The sequence below is a fragment of the Streptomyces sp. NBC_00258 genome (assembly GCF_036182465.1).
Lineage (GTDB): Bacteria > Actinomycetota > Actinomycetes > Streptomycetales > Streptomycetaceae > Streptomyces.
In genome coordinates this window covers 10,051,330-10,069,941 of sequence record NZ_CP108081.1, presented here as the reverse complement: position 1 = coordinate 10,069,941, position 18,612 = coordinate 10,051,330, and the positions used below count along the sequence as shown (strand labels likewise).

The window sequence follows — 18,612 nt, the reverse complement described above, 5'->3', positions numbered from 1 at the left end:
TCAGGGGCCGAGGCGGTCCGTTGATCGAGGGCGCCGCCGGCACCCGAGGACACCGTGGCCTGCGAGCGCCCCGGTGTCCTGTGGGGCTCTTGATCGCTGGGTCAGCCCAGCCCGAGGTCCTTGTCGATGAAGTCGAAGATGTCGTCGGCGGTGGCCGCTTCGAGCTTGTCCGCGAGGTCCTCGGTCTCCGGGACACCCACTCCGACGATCTCGTTCAGCTTGGTCACCAGCCCCTGGAGCCGGGAGGTGAGACGCATCCGCTCGATGTCCGCCGACGGGAGCGACGTCACCGAGGCTTCCAGCCGGTCGAGTTCGGCCAGCAGCGGCACCGCGCCGGCCACTCCCTCGTCCTGGAACAGCTCCGATTTCATATGGGCCGCCAGGGCGAGCGGGGTGGCGTAGTCGAAGACCGCCGTGGCGGGCAGTCGCAGCCCGGATGCGGCGTTGAGCCGGTTGCGCAGTTCGACGGCGGTCACGGAGTCGAAGCCGAGGTCCTTGAAGGAAAAGTCCGGCTCCACGTCGTAGCCGTCTGTGTACCCGAGCACGGCGGCCACCTGCGTGCGTACGACGTCGAGAAGCGCGTGTTCGCGTTCCGCGGGAGAGAGCCCCGCGAGAAGTCCGGCGATGGTCTTCTGCCCTGTTGTGTCCTCATCCGGTGCGGCCGTCTCGGTGCCCTCGGACAGTGCGGCGCGCACCTCCGCGAGACCGTCGAGGAGGGGCCGCGCCCTGGAGATGGTGAAGACCGGAGCGAAGCGCTGCCAGTCGATGTCCGCGGCGATGAGGTGCCCGGTTCCGTGGTCGAGCACCTGCCGCAGGACGTCGAGGGCCAGGCGCGGTTCCATCGCCCGGACACCGATGCGGCGCAGCTGCGCGTCGGTGTCGGCGTCCGCGCCGTCACCGCCCCACAGGCCCCAGGCGATGGACGTGCCGGGGAGTCCACGGGAGCGCCTGTTGTGAGCGAGGGCGTCCAGGAAGGCGTTGGCTCCGCCGTACGCGGCCTGGTTGGCGTTGCCCCAGACGGCCGAGCCGGAGGAGAAGGTGACGAACACCTCCAGGTCCCGGTCCACGAGCAGTTCGTCCAGGTGCATGGCCCCGCCGATCTTGGCGCGGGTCATCCGGGAGAAATCGTCGAGCGTGATCGCCGAGAGTTGCTGCTCCCCGTCCGGGACGGCTCCGGCCAGGTGGAAGACGCCGGTGAGCGGTCCGGCTTCGGGCAGCGCCGCGATGAGTTCGCGTACGGCTTCACGGTCGGCGATGTCGCAGGCCGCGAACGTGACCTTCGCGCCGAGCAGGGCGAGTTCGGCTTCCAGGGCGGCCGCGCCGCGGGCCTCGGCTCCGCTGCGGCTGGTGAGCACGAGGTGCTCGACGCCGTCGCGAGCGAGCCGGAGCGCCACATTCGCGCCGATCCCGCCGGTGCCGCCGGTGACCAGGACGGTGCCGTGGGGCTGCCACGGCCTCGCCGGAGGCGTCGCGGTCTCATCGAGGCGTGCCCGGACCATACGGCGGGCGAAGAGACCGGCCGTACGGATCGCGATCTGGTCCTCCGGCTCGTCCGAGGCCAGTACGGCGCACAGCAGGTCCGCGGTGCGCGTGTCGATCTCCGACGGCAGGTCCAGCAGCCCGCCCCAGGTCTCGGGGTGGTCGAGCGCCAACGACGCCCCCACGCCCCACACGATCGCCTGCGCCGGGTTACCGACCTCCGAGGAGTCAATGGCGGCGACGGCCTGCGAAGTGACGCACCACAGACGGGAGTTCGCCCCCAAGGCGTCCAGCGCCCGTACGAGTGCGATGGTCGCCGCGATGCCCTCGGTCAGCTCCGGATGGCCGGGGTGGAGGCGGTCGTCGAGGGCCAGCAGGGAGAGGACACCGATCGGCTGCCCGCCTTCCGGCGTGTCACCCCTCAGCTGCTCCGTCAGAGCATCGGAGTCGTCGCCGGACACCTCGATGACGCGCAGGTCGGCGCCGTTGCGGCGCAGGCCGTCCAGCAACGCGTTCACGGCAGGGGTGTCGCGGTGCGTGATGGGGACTGCGACCGTCCAGACGCCGGTGACCACGGTCGTGGCCGGTGCCGGCACCGGCTTCCACTCCTCGCGATAGCGCCACCCGTCGACGAGCGACTCCTCCCGCCTGCGCGCCCGCCAGGAGGTGAGAGCGGGCAGTACGCCCCGGAGAGCATCGGTCTCCACCTGCAGGCTGTCGGCGAGCGAGGCCATGTCCTCGCTCTCCACCGCCGCCCAGAACGCCTCGTCCACCGGATCGGTGGCCTGCACCACCGGGTCCTTCTTCACACTCTCGATCCAGAAACGCCGACGCTGGAAGGCGTAGGTGGGCAGTTCCACCCGAGGGTGAGGACCACCCAGGAGGACCTTCCAGTCCGGCTCGGCAGCACCACGCACGAACAGACCCGCCAGTGAACGCAGGAACTGATCCCAGCCACCCTCACCACGACGCAACGTCCCCACCGCGACCACCGGAGCAGCATCCTCCGGACCACCATCCGTGCGGGCCGCGTCAATCGTCTCCTCGATGCCCATCACCAGCACCGGGTGCGCACTCACCTCGACAAACGCACCAAAACCCTCCGCCGTCAAACGACGGGTAGCAGCCGCGAACCGCACCGGCCGGCGCAGGTTCTCCACCCAATAGCCGGCACCCAAACCGCCGCCCTCGTCCCCGACCCACTCACCGGTCATCGTCGACAACATCGGCACCCCACCAGACAACGGGCTGAGCGGTGCCAGATCCGCCAGAATCCGGCCGCGGACCTCCTCCACCTGCTCCGAATGCGACGCATAGTCCACCGGCACCCACTTCACCCACACACCCCGCGCCGACCACACCTCCACACACGCTTCGAGACCTTCACGAGTGCCCGAAAGCACCACCGACCGGGGCCCGTTCACCGCGGCAATACCGACACCCTCAACGTCCTCCAGCCAGGAGGCAACGTCATCGGCCGGGGCCTGGACCGCGAGCATCCCACCACCACCCGCCAGGACTTCACCGATCGCCTTCGACCGCAACGCCACCACCCGCGCACCATCCGACAGAGACAGCCAGCCACCCACCACCGCAGCCGCAATCTCACCCTGCGAATGACCCACCACCGCATCCGGCTCGACTCCCACCGAACGCCACACCGCAGCCAGGGAAACCATCACCGCCCACAACACCGGCTGCACCACATCGACACGCTCCAAAGACGCGGCACCCTCCACACCCCGCACCACATCCAGCAGAGACCAGTCCACGAACGACTCCAACGCCGCCGCACACTCCCCCAACCGCGACGCAAACACCGGCGAGGATGCAAGGAGACCCTCCGCCATCCCCACCCACTGCGACCCCTGCCCCGGGAAGACGAACACCCGACGACCCGACACATCCGCCACACCGGACACCAACCCAGGCACAGTGTCACCGGCAGCCGACCGACCGGCCGCCAGCCCACGCACCCCAGCCAACAACCCATCCAGATCCTGACCCACCACAACCGCCCGATGCCCGAACACCGAACGACCACTCACCAACGACCAACCCACACCAGCAACCGACCGATCAACACCGGAGACCGCCGCCGCCAGCCGCTCCCCCTGACCCGCCAAAGCCACCGCCGACTTACCCGACACCACCCACGGCACCGGCACAGTCGACACCACACCCGGCTCAGCACCAGTCTCAACACGGGACTCCAGGACGGCCTCCTCGGCCGGCGCCTGCTCGACGATCACATGCGCATTCGTCCCACTGATCCCAAACGACGACACACCCGCCCGCCGCGGGTGACCGGCCTCCGGCCACTCCCGCGCCTCACTCAACAACTCCACCGCACCCGCAGACCAGTCCACATGCGGCGAAGGCTCGTCAGCATGCAACGTCTTGGGCAGCACACCCGCCCGCATCGCCATCACCATCTTGATCACACCCGCCACACCCGCAGCCGCCTTGGTGTGCCCGATGTTGGACTTGGAGGACCCGAGCCACAGCGGCTGGTCCTCGTCCCGCCCCTGGCCGTAGGTGGCGAGCAGCGCCTGCGCCTCGATCGGGTCACCCAGCGTCGTACCCGTACCGTGCGCCTCGACCGTGTCCACCTCGGCAGGTGTCAGACCCGCATTCGCCAGCGCCTGACGGATCACCCGCTGCTGCGAGGGACCGTTCGGAGCCGTCAGACCATTGCTCGCACCGTCCTGGTTCAGCGCCGAACCACGGATGACGGCCAGCACCTGATGACCGTTGCGCCGCGCGTCCGACAACCGCTCCAGCACCAGAACGCCCACGCCCTCGCCCCAGCCGGTGCCGTCGGCATCCGCCGAGAACGCCTTGCAGCGCCCGTTCGGGGACAGGGCACGCTGGCGGCTGAACTCGATGAACGACTCGGGGGTCGCCATGACGGCCACACCGCCGGCGACGGCCATCGAGCACTCGCCCTGGCGCAGGGACTGCGCGGCGAGATGGATGGCCACGAGAGAAGAGGAGCAGGCGGTATCGATCGAGACCGCGGGGCCTTCGAGACCGAGGGTGTAGGCGACACGGCCCGTGACGATGCTGCCGGACCCGATGTTGCCCGCGTAGTCGTGGTACATGACGCCGGCGAAGACGCCGGTCTGGCTGCCCTTGAGGTCGGCGGGGACGATGCCCGCCTGCTCGAACGCCTCCCAGGCCGTCTCCAGCAGCAGCCGCTGCTGGGGATCGGTCTCGGTGGCCTCGCGGGGCGAGATCCCGAAGAACGCGGCGTCGAAGTCACCCGCGTCGTGGATGAATCCGCCCTCGCGGGTGTAGCTCGTGCCCGCGTTGGTCGGGTCGGGGTGGTAGATCGCGTCCAGGTCCCATCCACGGTCGGTCGGGAACTCCGAGATCGCGTCCCGGCCTTCGGCCATGAGCTGCCAGAGGTCCTCCGGTGACGCGACTCCTCCGGGGTAGCGGCAGCCCATGCCGACGATGACGATCGGGTCGTCGTCGGTGGCACTTCCCAGCGCGGGGAGAGCCGCGGCGGCAGCGGGTATCTCGCCCGAGACTTCGGCGAGGAGGAAGTCCGCCAGGATGTCGGAGGACGGATAGTCGAAGACGAGCGTCGCCGGCAACCGCACCCCGGCCACGGCACTGAGACCGTTGCGCAGTTCCACGGCCGTCAGCGAATCGAAGCCCAAATCCTGGAACGCGCGCCCCGGCTCGACCAGCTCCGCCGACACGTACCCCAACACCTGCGCCACCTGCGCCCGCACCACACCGAGCACCAGCGCCCGACGCTCCTCCGCCGACAGCCCCACCAACCGATCCGCCAGGGCGTTCTCCGTGGCAGCGGCGATGTCCTGGGACGTGACCGCCGCCGAGCGACGGGCGCGCGGGCCGGTCAGGTCACGGAAGAGCGGTGAGAGGGCGTCGCCCTGCTTGCGCAGAGCGGGGATGTCGAACCGGGCGGGGACGACCGTCGACCGGCCGGACGCGACAGCGGCGTCGAACAGCGCCAGCCCGTCCTCGACGGAGAGGGTACGGATGCCCGTACGGTCCATCCTCTCCAGGTCGGCGGCGGTGAGCCGACTGCCCATTCCCGTCGACTCTTCCCAGAGTCCCCAGGCCAGCGAGGCAGCGGGCAGTCCCAACCCCCGCCGATACTCCGCCAACCCATCCAGATACGCATTCGCCGCCGCGTAATTCGCCTGCCCCGCACCACCCACCGTCCCCGACAACGACGAGAACAGCACAAAGGCGGAAAGATCCAACTCCCGCGTCAGCTCATGCAAATGCCACGCCGCATCCGCCTTCGGACCCAGCACACCATCCAACCGCTCCGCCGTCAGCGACCCCAGCACACCGTCATCCACCACACCGGCCGCATGCACCACCGCCGACAACTCCGCACCCAGACCACCCACCACAGCAGCCAACCCAGCACGATCACTCACATCACACGCCACCACATCCACCCGAGCACCCAAACCAGCCAGCTCAGACACAAGCTCAACCGCACCCGGCGCGTCCTCACCCCGCCGCGACAACAACACCAGACGCTCCACACCATGCGACACCACCAAATGCCGCGCCACCACCGCACCCAAACCACCCGTACCACCCGTCACCAACACCACACCACCGCCCCACGACGGCACCCCACCACCCGCACTCACCCGCGCCAGACGAGGAACGAAGACCTCCCCCTCACGGAAAGCAACCTGCTCCTCCCCCGACGCCAAAGCAGCCCGCACACCCGCCTCAACATCCCCCTCCACACCCACATCCACCAACACAAACCGACCCGGATGCTCCGCCTGCGCCGACCGCACCAACCCCCACACCGCAGCCGACACCACATCCACCACACCACCCACACCCACAGACACCGCCCCCCGCGTCACCACCACACGAGAACCAGCACCCCCCACACCCGACACACACCCCTGAAGCTCCTCCAGCACCCGGCCCACCACCGAACGCACAGAGCCACCCACACCGCAATCCAGCACCGCCACGTCCGACACCGGGTCCCCACCACCGGTCACAACACCGGCAAGCGGCGACCACACCACCTCGAACAACCCACCACCCGCCACCACCGGCACCCCACCAGCAGCCCCCACCCGACCCGACGAAATCGCCCGCAACACCAACGACTCCACCACCGCCACCGGCACACCCACACCATCAGCAACCCACAACGACACCCGATCCCGCGCCACATGCCGCACACACACCCGCAACACCGACGCACCCACCGCAAACAACGACACCCCCGACCACGAGAACGGGACGTACGCCGTGGCCTGCATCTCGGGAGAGTCGTTGAGGCCGCTCGCCTGAAGCGCGGCATCCAGCGCTGCCGGGTGCAGGCCGTACTGCTCCGCCTCGGCAACGGCGTGCTCGGGCAGCCGAATCTCGGCGTAGATGTCATCGCCCTTGATCCAGCCGGCCTTGAGGCCCTGGAACCGCTCGCCGTAGACGAGGCCGGCATCCGACAGTCGCTGGTAGAGGTTGTCGACGTCGAGTGCCTCCGCTCCGGCGGGCGGCCACTGCGCCAGCTCGAAGCCGGCGGACGCTTCAGAAGGACTCAGCAGACCACTGGCATGCCGCGTCCACGGCACACCCTCATCCGCATCCTCCACCCGCGAGTACACGGCGACGCCACGAAGACCGGACTCCTCCGGAGCTCCCACAACGACCTGGAGTTGGAGGGCACCGTGCTCGGGCACGACGAGAGGGGTCTCCTGCGTCAGCTCCTCGATACGACCGCAGCCGACCTCGTCGCCCGCCCGCACCAGCAACTCGACGAAGCCGGTCCCCGGGAACACCACCGACGATCCCACTCGGTGTTCGCCCAGCCACGGGTGCGACCGCAACGACCAACGGCCCGTGAAGACCACGCCGTCGACATCGGCCCGCCGCATGATCGCGCCGAGCAACGGGTGTTGCGAAGGCGCCAGTCCAGCAGTCGTCACATCACCGACTGCCGAGGGAACCTCCAGCCAGTAGCGCTCACGCTGAAAGGCATACGTGGGCAGTTCCACCCGGCGTCCGCCCGACGTCAACGGCTCCCAACCCACCGCAACGCCACGGACATTGAGCCGCGCCAGACCCGTCAGGAACTCCCGCACCTCGTCCCGGTCCCGACGCATCACCGGCACGCACACCACATCCGAGTCCTCCGGCAGCGACTCACGAGCCATCCCGCTCAGCACACCATCGGGACCCAGCTCCATGAACGACGACACACCCGCAGCAACCAAAGCCTCGACGCCGGCACCGAAGCGCACCGCCTCGCGGACATGCCGAACCCAGTACTCCGGCGCGCAGAGTTCCCGCGCCGACGCGATACCACCGGTCACGTTCGACACCACCCCGACAACCGGAGCATGGAACGTCAACCCCTCCACCACCGCAGCAAAACCATCAAGCATCGGCTCCATCAACGGCGAATGGAAAGCATGACTGACCTGGAGCTGCTTGGTCTTCACCCCACGCTCCCGCAACACCTCCACCACCGGCAGCACCGCGGCCTCACTGCCGGACAGAACCACCGCACGCGGCCCGTTCACCGCAGCAACACCCGCGTCCTGCACCCCCTCCAGCAGTTCACGCACCTCTGCCTCGGCGGCCTGCACCGCCACCATCACCCCACCCGCAGGCAACCCATCCATCAACCTGCCACGAGCCGCCACCAACACCGCCGCATCCTCCAGGGACAACACCCCAGCCACATGCGCAGCCGCGATCTCCCCCACCGAATGCCCCGCCACAAAATCCGGCCGCACACCGAACGACTCCACCAACCGGAACAACGCCACCTCAACCGCAAACAACGCCGCCTGCGCATACACCGTCCGCGTCAACAAAGCTGCGGCAGCACTGTCCGGCTCCGCGAACAACACCTCCCGCAACGGACGCTCCAGACCCTCCAGGCCGACGTCCAACAGGTCACACGTCCGCCCCAACGACTCCGCAAACACCGGAAACGCAGAAGCCAACTCCCGGCCCATCCCCACCCGCTGAGCACCCTGACCCGTAAACAGGAAAGCCAGCCGACCCTCCACCACACGACCCGACACCACCCCAGGCGCCTCAGCGCCGGCCGCCAACACCTCCAGCGACCGCAGCAGTTCCTCGCGCGAGGAACCCAGCACCACACCCCGATGCTCCAACCCCGCCCGCGACACACCCAACGAGAAGGCCACATCGGCGATCGACGCATCCGCGCCCCGCTGCTGCGCCAACAACACACCCGCCTGCGCCCGCAACGCCTCCACAGACCTGCCCGACACCACCCACGGCACCAGCACGCCCACCGGTGCGTCCGCCGTCTCCGGCTCGGACGCCTCGGGCTCCGGAGCGGGGGCCTCCTCAAGGATCACGTGGGCGTTGGTTCCGCTGAATCCGAAGGAGGAGACGCCGGCCCGGCGCGGCCGACCGTTCTGCGGCCACTCCCGCGCCTCGCCGAGCAGTTCGATCGCCCCGGCGGACCAGTCCACGTGCGGCGAAGGCTCACCGACGTGCAGCGTCTTGGGCAGAAGGCCCGCCCGCAAGGCCAACACCATCTTGATCACACCGGCCACACCCGCGGCCGCCTGCGTATGACCGAGGTTCGACTTGGACGAGCCGAGCCACAGCGGCTGGCCCTCGTCCCGCCCCTGGCCGTAGGTGGCGAGCAGCGCCTGCGCCTCGATCGGGTCACCCAGCGTCGTACCCGTACCATGCGCCTCGACCGCATCCACCTCGGCCGCCGTCAGACCCGCATTCGCCAACGCCTGACGAATCACCCGCTGCTGCGACGGACCATTCGGAGCCGTCAGACCATTACTCGCACCATCCTGGTTCAACGCCGAACCACGAATGACGGCCAACACCTCGTGACCATTACGCCGCGCGTCCGACAACCGCTCAAGGACGAGGACACCCACACCCTCGGACCAACCGGTTCCGTTCGCGTCTGCCGAGAACGCCTTGCAGCGTCCGTCCGGGGAGAGAGCGCGCTGGCGGCTGAATTCGACGAAGCGTTCGGGGGTCGCCATGACGGTGACGCCGCCGGCCAGGGCGAGGGTGCATTCCTGCTGGCGGAGGGCGTGGGCGGCGGAGTGGAGCGCGACCAGGGAGGAGGAGCAGGCGGTGTCGATCGAAACCGCGGGGCCCTCCAGACCGAGTACGTAGGAGATGCGCCCGGACACGATGCTGGAGTGGGTGCCGGTGCTGAGGTGGCCCTCGGCCCCGTCGACCGCGGCACCCTTCTGGATGCCGTAGTCGGAGGACATCACGCCGACGAAGACACCTGTCCTGCTGCCCTTGAGCCGGAGCGGGTCGAGTCCGCTCCCTTCCAGGGCCTCCCAGGACGCCTCCAGCAGGAGCCGCTGCTGCGGATCCATGGCGACCGCCTCGCGCGGCGAAATCCCGAACAGTCCGGCGTCGAACCGCTCGGCGCCGTCGATGAAACCGCCCTCACGCGTATAGCTGGTACCCGCGTGGTCGGGGTCAGGGTGGTAAAGGCCCTCGATGTCCCAGCCGCGCCCCTCGGGGAACCCGCCTATCGCGTCACGGCCCGAGCGGAACAACTCCCACAGCTGGTCGGGGGTTTCGACACCGCCGGGGAAGCGGCAGCTCATACCCACGATCGCGATCGGTTCGTTCGCCCTGCCCTCGACCTCGCGCAGGCGCTCGGTGGTCTCGTGCAGATCGGTGGTGACGCGCTTCAGGTATTCGCGGAGCTTGGCTTCGTTGGCCATGAGTAGTTCACCCGTCCAGGTATGCGAGCGTCCAGAGATGCGAGAACGCGGGAGCGTCGGTGGGTCGGCGGGGAGCGGGAGGGATCAGGACTTCCCGAAGGTGCTGTCGATGAAGTCGAAGATCTCGTCGTCGCTGGCGGAGTCCAGTTCCACCGCGGCCGCGCCGTGATCCGGTGCGCGCTGGGCGCTGTTCCAAGCGGTCAGAATGCCGTTGAGGCGTGCGGTGACGGCCGAGTGGAGGTCGGCGTCCAGGTCGGCCGTGGTGGCGGACTCCCCCATCACCGTTTCGATGTGGGCGAGTTGCTCCAACAGTCGGCTGCCGAGCGGTTCCTCGGTGGGCAGGCCCGGTGCGAGTTCCGTCAGCAGGTACTGGGCGAGCGCCGTGGGTGTCGGGTAGTCGAAGACCAGGGTGGCGGGCAACCGCAGCCCGGTCGCGGTGTTGAGCCTGTTGCGCAGTTCGACGGCGGTGAGCGAGTCGAAGCCGATCTCCTTGAAGGCCCGGGCCGGTTCGACGGCGTCGGGGCCGGCGTGTCCGAGGACGGCTGCGACCCGTTCGCGTACGAGTTCCAGGACGGTCTCGTTGCGTTCGGCCGGCGAGAGGCTCGCGAGCCGTGTCTCCAGGTCCGTGCCTTGGCTGACCGTGTCGTCGGAGGCGACCCGGCGGGCGACGGGCGTGCGCGCGATCCCGCGGAACAGGTGCGGTACGGGCGACGCGTCCGCGGCGAGTGCTGCCGTGTCCAGGCGCATCGGGATCAGCAGGGCCTCGTCGAAGCCGTGTGCGTGATCGAGGAGGGCCAGGCCCTCGGCGGCGGCGAAGCCCCGGACGCCGGCATCGGCCAGCCGTGCGAGGTCCGCGTCGCCCAGGTGGCCGGTCATCTCGCTCCGGTCCTCCCAAAGTCCCCAGGCGAGCGACTGTCCGGGCAGACCCGCGGCCCTCCGCCGCTGCGCCAGGGCGTCGAGGAAGACGTTCGCGGCCGCGTAGTTGGCCTGGCCCGCGTCGCCGGACACACCGGCGGCCGAGGAGTACAGCACAAAGGCCGCGAGGTCGAGATCCCGGGTCAGCTCGTGCAAATTCCACGCGGCGTCCACCTTGGGCCGCATGACGGCGTCGACCCGCTCGGGCGTCATGGCCTCGACCACACCGTCGTCCAGCACACCTGCCGTGTGGAAGACACCGGTCAGCGGGGCTTCCGCGGGAACGGTCGCGAGCAGCGCCTCCAGTGCCGCCCGGTCGGAGGTGTCGCAGGCGACGATGCGTACGTCGGCCCCCAGCGCGGCGAGTTCCTCCCGCTGTGCCTCGGCGCCCGGTGCGTCCTCGCCCCGTCGACTGACCAACAGCAGATTGCGTACGCCGTGTTCGGTGACCAGGTGGCGGGCCAGGAGGCTGCCCAGGACGCCGGTGCCGCCGGTGACGAGGGCGGTGCCGCCCGGATTCAGCCGCTGCGGAACGGTCAGGGCGATCTTGCCGGTGTGCCGGGCCTGCGACATGTGGCGCAGCGCGGCGGACGCCCGGCGGACGTCCCAGGTGGTGACCGGCAGCGGCTGGAGCACTCCCTTGTCGAAGAGGGCGAGCAGTTCGGAGAGGATCTCCTGGATACGCTCGGGAATGGCCCCGGGATCGCCGACACCGGTGAAGACGGTCAGGTCGTACGCCTGGTACTTGACACCGGGGTGGGCGGCCGCGACCTCTTCGGCCTCCCGGATGTCGGTCTTGCCCATCTCCAGGAAGTGACCGCCGCGTGTCAGGAGCCGCAGTGAGGCATCGACGTATTCGTGCGCCAGGGAGTTGAGGACGACATCGACGCCCCCGCCGCTCAGGAAGTGGTCCGCGAAGTCCAGCGACCTGCTGGACGCCATGTGCCGCTCGTCGAATCCCATCGCGCGGAGCGTGGCCCACTTGCCCGGGCTTGCCGTGCCGTACACCTCGGCGCCGAGGTGCCGGGCGAGCTGGACCGCGGCCATGCCGACACCGCCGGTGGCGGCATGCACCAGGACACGGTCGCCGGGCTTGACCGAGGCCAGGTCGACCAAACCGTAGTACGCGGTGAGGTACACCAGCGGGACGGTCGCGGCCTCTGCGTACGTCCAGGCGTCGGGGATACGCGCCACCATGCGCCGGTCCGCGACTGCGACCGGGCCGAAGGGGCCGTCGAAGACGCCCATGACGCGGTCGCCCACGGCCACGCCGGTCACCCCGGGGCCGATGTGCGTCACGACGCCCGCGGCCTCGCCGCCGAGTTGGGTTCCGCGGGCCGAGACCATGCCGAGTGCCATCAGGACATCGCGGAAGTTCACTCCGGCCGCGTGAACGGCTATCCGCACCTCTCCCTCTCCGAGCGCCTCCGCCGCGTCAGGGGCCGGAACGACGGTGAGCGCGTCGAGGTTGCCGCCGGGGTCCTTGGCGAGGCGCCAGGGAGCGTCGCCGGCGGGAGCCGTCAGTGCGTCACCGCTCCGGGCAGGAGCGAGGCGGGCGGCGAGCAACTCGCCCTCACGTACGGCGAGTTGGGGCTCACCGGAGGCCAGCACCGCGAGGATCCCGTCCACCGGTGTGTGCGGAGCATCCGCCGAACCGCCGGGGCCCACAAGGTCGGTGGCCGGGTCGAGGTCGAGGAGCGCGAACCGGTCGGGATGCTCCGACTGGGCCGCGCGCACCAGACCCCACACTCCCGAGAGGGCCAGCCCCGGTACCGGCTCGTGGGCATGTACGCCGACAGCGCCGCGCGTCACCCACACCAGGCGGGACGCGGCCCACCGGTCGTCGGACAGCCACTCCTGCGCGAGCGCGAGCGCCCGTCCGGTGACGCTTCGCACCACGTCCGGAACATCGGAACCGGACTCCGTCGAGGACGCGGCCGCCCAGGCGTCCACGTCCACCAGCACCCACTCCGGGACCTCACCACCGGCGTTCGCCAGCACCTTGATCTCTGCCAGATCCGCCATGGTGTCGGCGGCCCCGGCCAAGGTGCTGCCCTCGCCGAGGACCACCCACTCCGGTCGCGGCCCCCCGAAGGGCGCCGAGGCGACGGGAGTCCAGGACAACCGCCACAACGCGCCATCGGTCACGTCGCGTCCGCCCGCAGCCGTGTTGAGCTGCTCGGCACTGATCTCACGGGTGACGAGTGAGTCGACCCGGGCCACCGGCAGTCCTGCCGCGTCGGCCAGCTCCACGCCGAAACCGTCCTCGCCCACCGGCCACAGCCGGACCCGCAACGACGACGCACCCGACGCGTACAACGACACACCCGACCAGGCAAACGGCAGACGCACGCCCCCGCCCTCACCGGTGTCCGGCTCGGGAATGAAGGAGCCGAAGCTTGCCGCCTGGAGCGCCGCGTCCAACAGCGCCGGGTGCAGCCCGAAACCGTCCACCACCGTGCCCTCCGGGAGAGCAACCTCGGCGAACACCTCCTCACCGTTGCGCCAGACCCCGTTCAACCCCTGGAAGACCGGACCGTACTCATAACCCTCCACCGCCAAGTCCTCATACACGCCCACCAGATCGATCCGCTCGGCACCCGGCGGAGGCCATGCCGCCGACAGGACAGACCCGCCACCCGACTGCGGGGCGGTGTCGGGGGTCAGGGAGCCGGTGGCGTGGCACACCCACTCCCCCTCCACCCCATCACCCGAGCCCGAGTAGACGCCCACCGTGCGGCGTCCGCCGTCCTCGACAGCACCCACCACCACCTGCACCTGCACCGAACCGCGCGCCGGCACCACCAGCGGAGCCGCCAGCATCAACTCCTCAACCCGGCCACAACCCACCTCGTCACCGGCCCGCACCACCAACTCGACGAACCCTGCACCCGGCAACAACACCACACCCGACACCGCATGATCAGCCAGCCACGGATGCGTCGACACACCCACCCGGCCCGTGAACAACACCCCACCAGCTCCGGCGATACCCACACCGGCGCCCAACAGTTCATGCTCGACCCTGACTTGGCCCAGGCCCGCCACATCCCCCGACACCGCCGTCGCATCCAGCCACAACCGCTCCCGCTGGAAGGCATAAGTCGGCAACTCCACCCGAGGATGGGGACCACCCAGGAGGACCTTCCAGTCCGGCTCGGCAGCACCGCGGACGAACAGACCCGCCAGTGAACGCAGGAACTGATCCCAGCCACCCTCACCACGACGCAACGTCCCCACCGCGACCACCGGAGCAGCATCCTCCGGACCACCATCCGTGCGGGCCGCGTCAATCGTCTCCTCAATGCCCATCACCAGCACCGGGTGCGCACTCACCTCCACGAACGCACCGAAACCCTCCGCCGTCAAACGACGGGTAGCATCCGCGAACCGCACCGGCCGGCGCAGGTTCTCCACCCAATAGCCGGCACCCAAACCGCCGCCCTCGTCCCCGACCCACTCACCGGTCATCGTCGACAACATCGGCACCCCACCAGACAACGGGCTGAGCGGTGCCAGATCCGCCAGAATCCGGCCGCGGACCTCCTCCACCTGCTCCGAATGCGACGCATAGTCCACCGGCACCCACTTCACCCACACACCCCGCGCCGACCACACCTCCACACACGCTTCCAGACCCTCACGAGTACCCGAAAGCACCACCGACCGGGGCCCGTTCACTGCGGCAATACCGACACCTTCGACGTCCTCCAGCCACGTCTCCACCTCGTCGGCCGGGGCCTGGACCGCGAGCATCCCACCACCGCCCGCCAGGACTTCACCGATCGCCTTCGACCGCAACGCCACCACCCGCGCACCATCCGACAACGACAGCCAGCCACCCACCACCGCAGCCGCAATCTCACCCTGCGAATGACCCACGACGGCGTCCGGCTCGATTCCCACCGAACGCCACACCGCAGCCAGGGAAACCATCACCGCCCACAACACCGGCTGCACCACATCGACACGCTCCAAAGACGCGGCACCCTCAACACCCCGCACCACATCCAGCAGAGACCAGTCCACGAACGGCTCCAACGCCGCCGCACACTCCCCCAACCGCGACCCGAACACCGGCGACGACTCAAGAAGAGCCTCCGCCATCCCCACCCACTGCGACCCCTGCCCCGGAAACACGAACACCCGACGACCCGACACGTCCGCCACACCGGACACCAGCCCAGACACAGTGTCACCGTCAGCCGACCGACCGGCCGCCAGCCCACGCACCCCAGCCAACAACCCATCCAGATCCTGACCCACCACAACCGCCCGATGCCCGAACACCGAACGACCACTCACCAACGACCAACCCACACCAGCAACCGACCGATCAACACCGGAGACCGCCGCCGCCAGCCGCTCCCCCTGACCCGCCAAAGCCACCGCCGACTTACCCGACACCACCCACGGCACCGGCAACCCAGCCACACCCGACTCGACACCAGGCACACCAGCAGACTCGACAACGCCGTCCGCCGCAGATTCGTCCACCGGCGCCTGCTCGACGATCACATGCGCATTCGTCCCACTGATCCCAAACGACGACACACCCGCCCGACGCGGGTGACCCACCTCCGGCCACTCCCGCGCCTCACTCAACAACTCCACCGCACCCGCAGACCAGTCCACATGCGGCGAAGGCTCGTCAGCATGCAGCGTCTTGGGCAGCACACCCGCCCGCATCGCCATCACCATCTTGATCACACCCGCCACACCCGCAGCCGCCTGCGTATGACCCACGTTCGACTTGACCGACCCCAGCCACAACGGCCGGTCCCCGTCCCGCTCCTGGCCATACGTCGACAGCAGCGCCTGCGCCTCGATCGGGTCACCCAGCGTCGTACCCGTACCATGACCCTCGACCGCGTCCACCTCGGCCGCCGTCAGACCCGCGCTCGCCAGCGCCTGACGGATCACCCGCTGCTGCGACGGACCGTTCGGCGCCGTCAGACCGCTGCTCGCACCGTCCTGGTTGACGGCGGAACCCCGCACGACCCCCAGCACCTGATGACCGTTGCGCCGCGCGTCCGACAACCGCTCCAAGAGCAGCACCCCCGCACCCTCGCCCCAGCCCGTGCCATCCGCATCGGCGGAGAACGCCTTGCAACGGCCGTCGGCGGACAGGCCGCGCTGGCGGCTGAAGTCGACGAAGACGTCCGGGGTCGACATGACCGACGCGCCGCCGGCCAGCGCGAGCGTGGACTCGCCCTTGCGCAGCGACTGCGCGGCGAGATGAATGGCCACCAAGGAAGAGGAGCAGGCCGTGTCGACCGTGACGGCCGGGCCCTCGAAACCGAACGTGTAAGAGACACGGCCCGAGGCAATGCTGCCCGCGCTGCCGTTGCCGAGGTAGCCCTCGATGTCGTCCGGGGCGGACTGCACCCGTGAGCCGTAGTCGAAGTACATGAGGCCGGTGAAGACGCCGGTCTGGGTGCCGCGCAGGGTGGTCGGGTCGATGCCCGCCCGCTCGATCGCCTCCCACGACGTCTCCAACAGCAACCGCTGCTGCGGGTCCATCGCCAAAGCCTCACGCGGCGAGATCCCGAAGAACCCCGGGTCGAACTCCGCCGCGTCGTGCAGGAAGGCGCCCACCTTGGTGTAACTCGTGCCGAGGTGCTCGGAGTCTGGGTGGTAGAGGCTGTCGACGTCCCAGCCTCGGTCCTCGGGGAAGGGGGTCAGGGCCTCCTCGCCGTTCGCGACGAGGGTCCACAGCTGCTCCGGCGTCCGGATCCCACGGGGGTAGCGGCAGCCGATGCCGACGATGGCAATGGGCTCCTGGTCCCGCTCCTCCAATTCGCGCAGGCGGCGCCGCACTTCCCGTAGGTCCGTGGTAGCCCGCTTGAGGTAATCGAGAAGCTTCTTTTCGTTCTCCACACCATCACCTCGTAAAGCAGGGTCGGTCAGGGGTCGGTTGATAAACACCTGTCGGACACTTCCTGAACCCGGCCTCAATAAGCCGTGGGGGCACGACAGACTGAACCCGCAGATATCGGCGGAGGACCTCGGCGGAATCTGCGGTTTCGTTTTCGGATCGCAAAATATGTCATGGCATATCGAGGGGCAGTCCGAACGCTCCACACGCTACGGGGGCAGGGGTAGGGGCCGCCTACCCCTAACCCCCCTTAGACGCCGCCCAACGGCGCCGCGCGAACCTCTCGGTGCCGGTGGGCCGGGTCTACGGCGTCCGGTCGCGCTCGGCGACCCGCTCCAGTTCGGCGACCGTCGCGTTGGGGCTGGGCAGGGCGGCGTACTCCTTCTGGATCTCGTCGGCGGCAGCCTGGAACGAGGGGTCCGAGAGGAGCCTCCGCAGTTGCTCGCGGAGCCTCTCCGGAGTCAGGTCGGGGACCTCGGTGACGAGTGCCGCGCCGCGCTCGGCGAGCCGCTGTGCGATGTCTCGTTCGTCCCAGAGCCAGTTGGGGACGATCAGCTGGGGAACGCCGTGCATCACCGCGTTGGTGCGAGTGCCTCCGCCGCCGTGGTGGACGAGGGCCGAGCAGGTCGGCAGGAGTGCGTGCAACGGGACGAAGTCCACGGGACGGACGTTGTCGGGGAGTTCACCGATCTCGGCGAGCTGCTCCTCGCTGAACGTGGCCACGACCTCCGCATCGATATCGGCGACGGCGCGGACGAAGTCGCCGAGGGAGACGTTCTCGTCGGCGATCTCACGCAGCGTCAGCCCCAGGGTGAGGCAGATCCGGGGCCGGTCGGCCGGCTTCCGCAGCCAGTCGGGAACGACGGCGGGCCCGTTGAAGGGGATGTGCCGCATGGAGATCGTGGGCAGCTCGGTGGGGAAGCCCATCCACGGCGGCGCCACGGCGAGGGTCGCCCGTCCTGTACTGAGTGTCTCGTCGAAGGCGACGCCGTAGGGGGCCCCTTTGGCTCCGAGCCAGTCGGCGACCGGGTCGTGCCGGTCCTCCGGGGACTGCTCCGCGGCCAGTTGGTGGAAGATGCCGCGCATCCGGCCCCAGTGGTCGAGGCCGAAGAGCATACGGACGTGCGGGACACCGACTGCTTCGGCGGCGATCGGGCCGGCGTAGGTGAGGGCGTCCCAGATGACGAGGTCGGGCTGCCACTGGCGGGCGTGCTCGACGAGCTCGTCGGTCATGGCGCGGTCGGCCATGTAGTCGTAGAGCTGGGTGTGTTGGGCGAAGGTGTCGTGGACGTAGTCCCAGGTGAGCTTCTCGGGGCGGGTCTCGTTGAGGGTGAGGGCGCCGCCGTTGGCCATCTCCTCGCGGGGGGTGGACCGGGCCAGTTCCATGATGTTGAGGTCGTTGCCCACCGGTACCGCGGTGAGGCCGCAGTCGCTGATGGCCTGGGCGTTGTCGGGCTGGCTGGCGATGCGGACCTCGTGTCCGGCCGTGGTGAGGGCCCAGGCCAGGGGGACCATGTTGAAAAGGTGGGAGCTGTTGGCGAACACCGTCATGAGGACGCGCATGGGGTTCCTTCACCGAAGAGGGGTGCGGATGGAGCCCAGGAAGGGCGGATGTAG

3 protein-coding genes are annotated in these 18,612 nt (G+C 69.3%); all 3 read right to left on the bottom strand.

What is annotated here, in order from left to right; translation table 11 throughout:
* Positions 1-101: 101 nt before the first annotated feature.
* The 3 genes from OG718_RS44755 to OG718_RS44745 all read right to left on the bottom strand — a co-directional run bounded on the left by OG718_RS44755 (position 102) and on the right by OG718_RS44745 (position 18,558).
* Positions 102-10,172, bottom strand: a complete 10,071-nt coding sequence (locus tag OG718_RS44755) for a type I polyketide synthase (protein WP_443055379.1) — start codon at positions 10,170-10,172, stop codon at positions 102-104.
* 114 nt (positions 10,173-10,286) lie between these two features.
* On the bottom strand, positions 10,287-16,997 hold the full coding sequence (locus OG718_RS44750) for an SDR family NAD(P)-dependent oxidoreductase (RefSeq protein WP_328846842.1): 6,711 nt from the start codon (positions 16,995-16,997) through the stop codon (positions 10,287-10,289).
* 301 nt (positions 16,998-17,298) lie between these two features.
* Positions 17,299-18,558 (bottom strand): activator-dependent family glycosyltransferase, encoded by a 1,260-nt coding sequence (locus tag OG718_RS44745; protein WP_328846841.1) that lies wholly within the window; start codon positions 18,556-18,558, stop codon positions 17,299-17,301.
* Positions 18,559-18,612 lie beyond the last annotated feature (54 nt).